This window comes from Kitasatospora sp. NPDC059973 (assembly GCF_042737525.1).
Lineage (GTDB): Bacteria > Actinomycetota > Actinomycetes > Streptomycetales > Streptomycetaceae > Kitasatospora.
On sequence record NZ_JBHWUI010000029.1, the window covers coordinates 61309 to 65541 of the forward strand.

A 4233-nucleotide genomic window follows, 5' to 3' on the forward strand; every position below is an offset into this window, starting at 1 on the left:
CCAACAATACCTGTTAGTTTACCCCCCCCGCCCCCCCCCCCCCCACCGCCCCCCCCCCCCCCCCCCCGGGGGGGGGGGGGCCCCCCCCGGGCCCCCCCCCGACGGCGTGTTTCCGTTCTGTTTCAAGATCGATAACCCTGTGGCCCACCCCTCGTGACCACTGTCATACGCACGACTGATGACGTAGCCTCTCGACCGTGCATAGGGTTCCCCACAGCTCGGTGAAGCCGTTCACGGCGCCCTCCGGCGCCGGACCGACCGCGCCGAACCCGCTTGCTGGGGAAGGTAACCGCATGGGCTCACAACACCCCCAGGACGCCCGGCTCCGGCTGGTCGGACCGCGCCCCGGCGCGCCCGCACCCGCCGCCGTGCCCCCCGCCACGACCGTCACCGCCGCCGCGACCACCACCACACCCACCGCCACCACACCCGCCGCCGCCCCAGGCGCCGGCCGGCCCGCCCCCGCCGGGGGCTTCGCCGACACCCTGCACCTGGCCATCGAGGCCAGCGGCCTGAGCCTCGACCGGATCCGCGCCGCTCTCGCCCAACGCGGGGTCAGGGTCAGCGTGACCACGCTGAGTTACTGGCGGCGCGGCCGCAGCCAGCCCGAGCGGGCCAGTTCGCTGCGCGCCGTCCACCTGCTGGAGGAACTGCTCGGCCTGCCGCACTCCACCCTCTCCGCCCTGCTCGGCCCGCCGCGCCCGCGGGGCCGCTGGGCCGCCGCCGCCAACACCGCGCACCTGCGGCTGGAGGACGTCTGGCCGGGCGAGCAGCAGATCGCCGAGGTCTTCGCCGAGCTGGACGCGCCGCCGGTCGGCGAGCTGGAGCGGCTCTCCATCCACGACTCGTACTACGTCGACGCCGAGCGCCGCGGCAACCTGCTGCGGATGCGCCAGGTGGTCCGCGCCACCGTCGGCGGCGTCGGCCGCTGCCTGGTGGTGCACAAGGCCGACGAGGAGGCCACCGGCTGCCCCGAGATCACCTCGGTCCGGCACGGCCGCCTCGGCCGGGTCCGCCGCAGGCCGAAGGCCGGCCTGGTGGTCGGCGAGCTGATGCTGGACCGCCCGCTCGGCCACGGGGACAGCACGGTCTTCGAGTACGAGGTGGAGATCCCGCCCGGCGGCCCGACCATGGAGTACAGCCGCCGGTTCGCCATCCCGGTGCGCGAGTACGTGCTCCAGGTGCACTTCGACCCGGCGGCCGTGCCCGTCCACTGCGAGCGCTACGACCGCGCTCCGGGCGAGGACGTCGACCGCCGCCGCGAGCAGCTGTGGATCGGTGCCTCGGCCAGCGCCCACGTGCTCGCCCCCGACCAGCAGCCCGGCCACGTCGGCATCCGCTGGGAGTGGGAGTAGCGGGGCGCACCCCGCGGCGGGGCGCCGGGCGGCGCCCCGCGTCAAGCGCTCACTCGTGGCTCAGCCCGCCGCCGAGGTACATCACCGCGACCCCGCCGACCACCAGCACGGCCCCGATCAGCGAGGCCGGTTTGACCGGCTCGCCGAACACGACCGCGCCGCCGACCAGCGCCCCGACCGTGCCGAGCCCGGACCAGACGGCGTACACCGGGCCCACATTCAACGACTTCAGCGCCTGGGCCAGCAGCACGAACGCGGCGACGTAGCCGATCGCGACCACCACGCTGGGCGCGAGCCTGGTCAGTCCGTGCGAGGCCCGCAGGGCCAGTGTCGCCGTCACCTCGGCCGCGATGGCCGCTCCCACCAGCAGGTACGCCGTCATGTCCGTCCCCCGTCTCGTTTCGGATGACCTAGCTTCTGCCGCCGGCGAGGTCGACCAGCAGCTTGCGCAACTCACGGTGCAGCCCGTCGTGCGGCGGGCTGAGGTCGAGCAGGCGGGCCGACCACCAGCCGTCCACGGCCATCCGCACGAGGGTGGCCACCGCCGGGTCCAGGCCGTCCTCGACGAGCCGCCGCTGCCAGCGCTCGTAGCGGGACCGCAGCACGTCGAGCAGTTCCGGACCGCCGGCCGCGGCGAGCAGCGCCACCGGCACCTGGTCCGCCCCGCTGGTGTCCCCGGCCGGTGACTCCTCCGGGATGCTCGCCTCCAACCAGGCGAGCGCGAAGGCGCCGGGAGGCGCCTGCGGCCCGGGCAGTACGGCCTCGAACCGGTCCGCCAGCCGCTCGACGACCCCCTGGACGAGCGCCCGCTTGTTGGGGAAGTGGTGCAGCAGCCCGCCCTTGCTGACGCCGGCCTCGACGGCCACCGCGTCCAGCCGCACCGCGTCCAGACCTCCCCGCACCAGCAGCCGCTCGACAGCGTCGAGCAGATGATCACGCACCGTTCCGTCCCTCTCTCCGTGTCACGGACCGTCCAGACGGTCGGCGCCCACCCTAGCAGAACCTATGTGACTCGCCGGTAATTCCAAGTGGCCCGAAAGAGACGGGTGTTGACAGCCCGGAATGGAGCGTGCTTACGTTTCCTCGGCCGAAAACAGGCGAGATCCCGGGGGGTCGCCACCCGGCCACCTCAAGATTCATGCGCACGATGATCGAAGAAGCGGCGCCGGGATTTTTCTCCGCGCCAGGGGGAACGCTGTTCGACATCCACGGGGGATCATGCGAGACATACGGATTCGACGATGTCCGCGCAGGCCGGCAGCCCACGAGCACTAGCTGACAACACGTCAACAAGGCTGAGACGTCGGCTGTTCGCGCCGCGTCAACACACCGTCGGCTCATCCGCCATGCCCGGTCGTGCTTCGACGACCACGCCCGGGGCCGCTGCGCAACGACGCGCACCGCCCCGGGGCAGGCCTCCGCACGGCCCCGTCCGATGCGGCCGGCCCGGCCATGCCCAAGCGGCGGGTATTCCGTTCAAACCAGGGTCAAAATTCGCGTGAACCGATGCGTCGAATACGCCGATCATCGAATTCGAGGGAATCTGGTGGACATTTTCTCCAAGGTATCCGACTACCGTGCTGCCCGGGATGCCATGGCGGCGGGGATCTATCCCTACTTCCTCCCGCTCACCGGCCACGAAGGCACCACGGTCACCCTGGGTGACCGTGAGCTGGTGATGTGCGGCTCCAACAACTATCTGGGTCTGACCTCCGATCCCCGGGTCAGAAAGGCGGCCGCCGACGCGCTCGACCGGTACGGCCCGTCCTGCACCGGATCCCGCTTCCTCAACGGGAACCTCGACCTGCACGACCAGTTGGAGAGCGAACTCGCCGACTTCTACGGCAAGCCCGCGGCGGCCGTGCTCTCCACGGGCTACCAGGCCAACCTCGGCACGATCAGCGCCCTGGCCGGCCGCGGCGACGTCGTCTTCGCCGACCGCGACGCGCACGCCTCCATCGTCGACGGCTGCCTGCTCAGCGGCGCCAAGCACCGGCGCTTCCGGCACAACGACGCCCGCGCGCTGGACCGCGGCCTGGCCGCCGTCCCGGCCCAGGCCGGCAAGCTGGTCGTGGTCGACGGCGTCTACTCGATGGAGGGCGACCTCTGCGCCCTGCCGGAGATCGTCGAGGTCTGCGAGCGCCACGGGGCCCGGCTGATCGTCGACGACGCGCACGGCCTCGGCGTCCTCGACCAGGGCCGGGGCACCTGCTCCCACTTCGGCCTCACCGACCGGGTCGACCTCATCACGGTCACCTTCAGCAAGTCCCTGGCCTCGCTCGGCGGAGCCGTCGTCGGCGACGACGACGTCATCCACTACATCAAGCACCACGCCCGCAGCCTGATCTTCAGCGCCTCCGCGACCCCGGCCAGCATGGCCGCCGCGCTGACCGCGCTGCGGATCCTGCGCGAGGAGCCCTGGCGCCCCGAGCGGGCCCAGCAGAACGCCGACCACCTGCGGGCCGGCCTGCTCTCCCTCGGCATCAGCCCGGGCGAGAGCAGCACCCCGGTGATCCCGCTGCGCACCCGCGGGGTCGTCGACACCCTGCTGCTCTGGCGCCGGCTCATCGACAAGGGCGTCTACACCAACCCGGTGGTGCCGCCGGCCGCCTCGCCCCGACTGCGGCTCAGCCTGATGGCCACCCACACCACCGAGCACCTGAACCGGGTGCTGGACGCGCTCAGCGACGAGACGGCCATGTTCCTGCGCGACGGCGAGCCGGACGCCACCGACGAGCTGGCCGAGCTCGCGGAGCTCGCCGACTCGTCCGCCGCCCGGCCGTGAACCGGACGCCGGACCCCGCACGGGGCAGCCGGGCGGGCGCACCGGGCGGCCCGCCGGCCGGCCCCGGGGCGCCCCTGGCGCCCGGTCCCCCGA

At 72.9% G+C, this 4233-nt stretch carries 4 protein-coding genes; 2 read left to right on the top strand and 2 right to left on the bottom strand.

Annotated features, from left to right (window positions below; genetic code table 11):
- Positions 1-293: 293 nt before the first annotated feature.
- Entirely contained in the window at positions 294-1355 is a 1062-nt protein-coding gene (locus ACFWA9_RS11220) for a hypothetical protein (RefSeq protein ID WP_380385654.1), read from the top strand.
- A gap of 49 nt (positions 1356-1404) precedes the next feature.
- Here the strand turns inward: ACFWA9_RS11220 and ACFWA9_RS11225 are convergent, their stop codons facing one another.
- Together ACFWA9_RS11225 and ACFWA9_RS11230 are read right to left on the bottom strand one after the other, a co-directional pair.
- Positions 1405-1812 (bottom strand): multidrug efflux SMR transporter, encoded by a 408-nt coding sequence (locus ACFWA9_RS11225; protein ID WP_329488842.1) that lies wholly within the window; start codon positions 1810-1812, stop codon positions 1405-1407.
- Positions 1766-2296: a TetR/AcrR family transcriptional regulator gene (locus ACFWA9_RS11230; RefSeq protein ID WP_329488841.1), complete on the bottom strand. Its 531-nt coding sequence runs from the start codon at positions 2294-2296 to the stop codon at positions 1766-1768. The genes ACFWA9_RS11225 and ACFWA9_RS11230 overlap by 47 nt, the downstream gene beginning before the upstream one ends.
- Positions 2297-2901: 605 nt before the next feature.
- On the opposite strand from ACFWA9_RS11230, the gene ACFWA9_RS11235 reads away from it, so the two are divergent.
- Positions 2902-4140: an aminotransferase class I/II-fold pyridoxal phosphate-dependent enzyme gene (locus ACFWA9_RS11235; protein ID WP_352294988.1), complete on the top strand. Its 1239-nt coding sequence runs from the start codon at positions 2902-2904 to the stop codon at positions 4138-4140.
- Positions 4141-4233 lie beyond the last annotated feature (93 nt).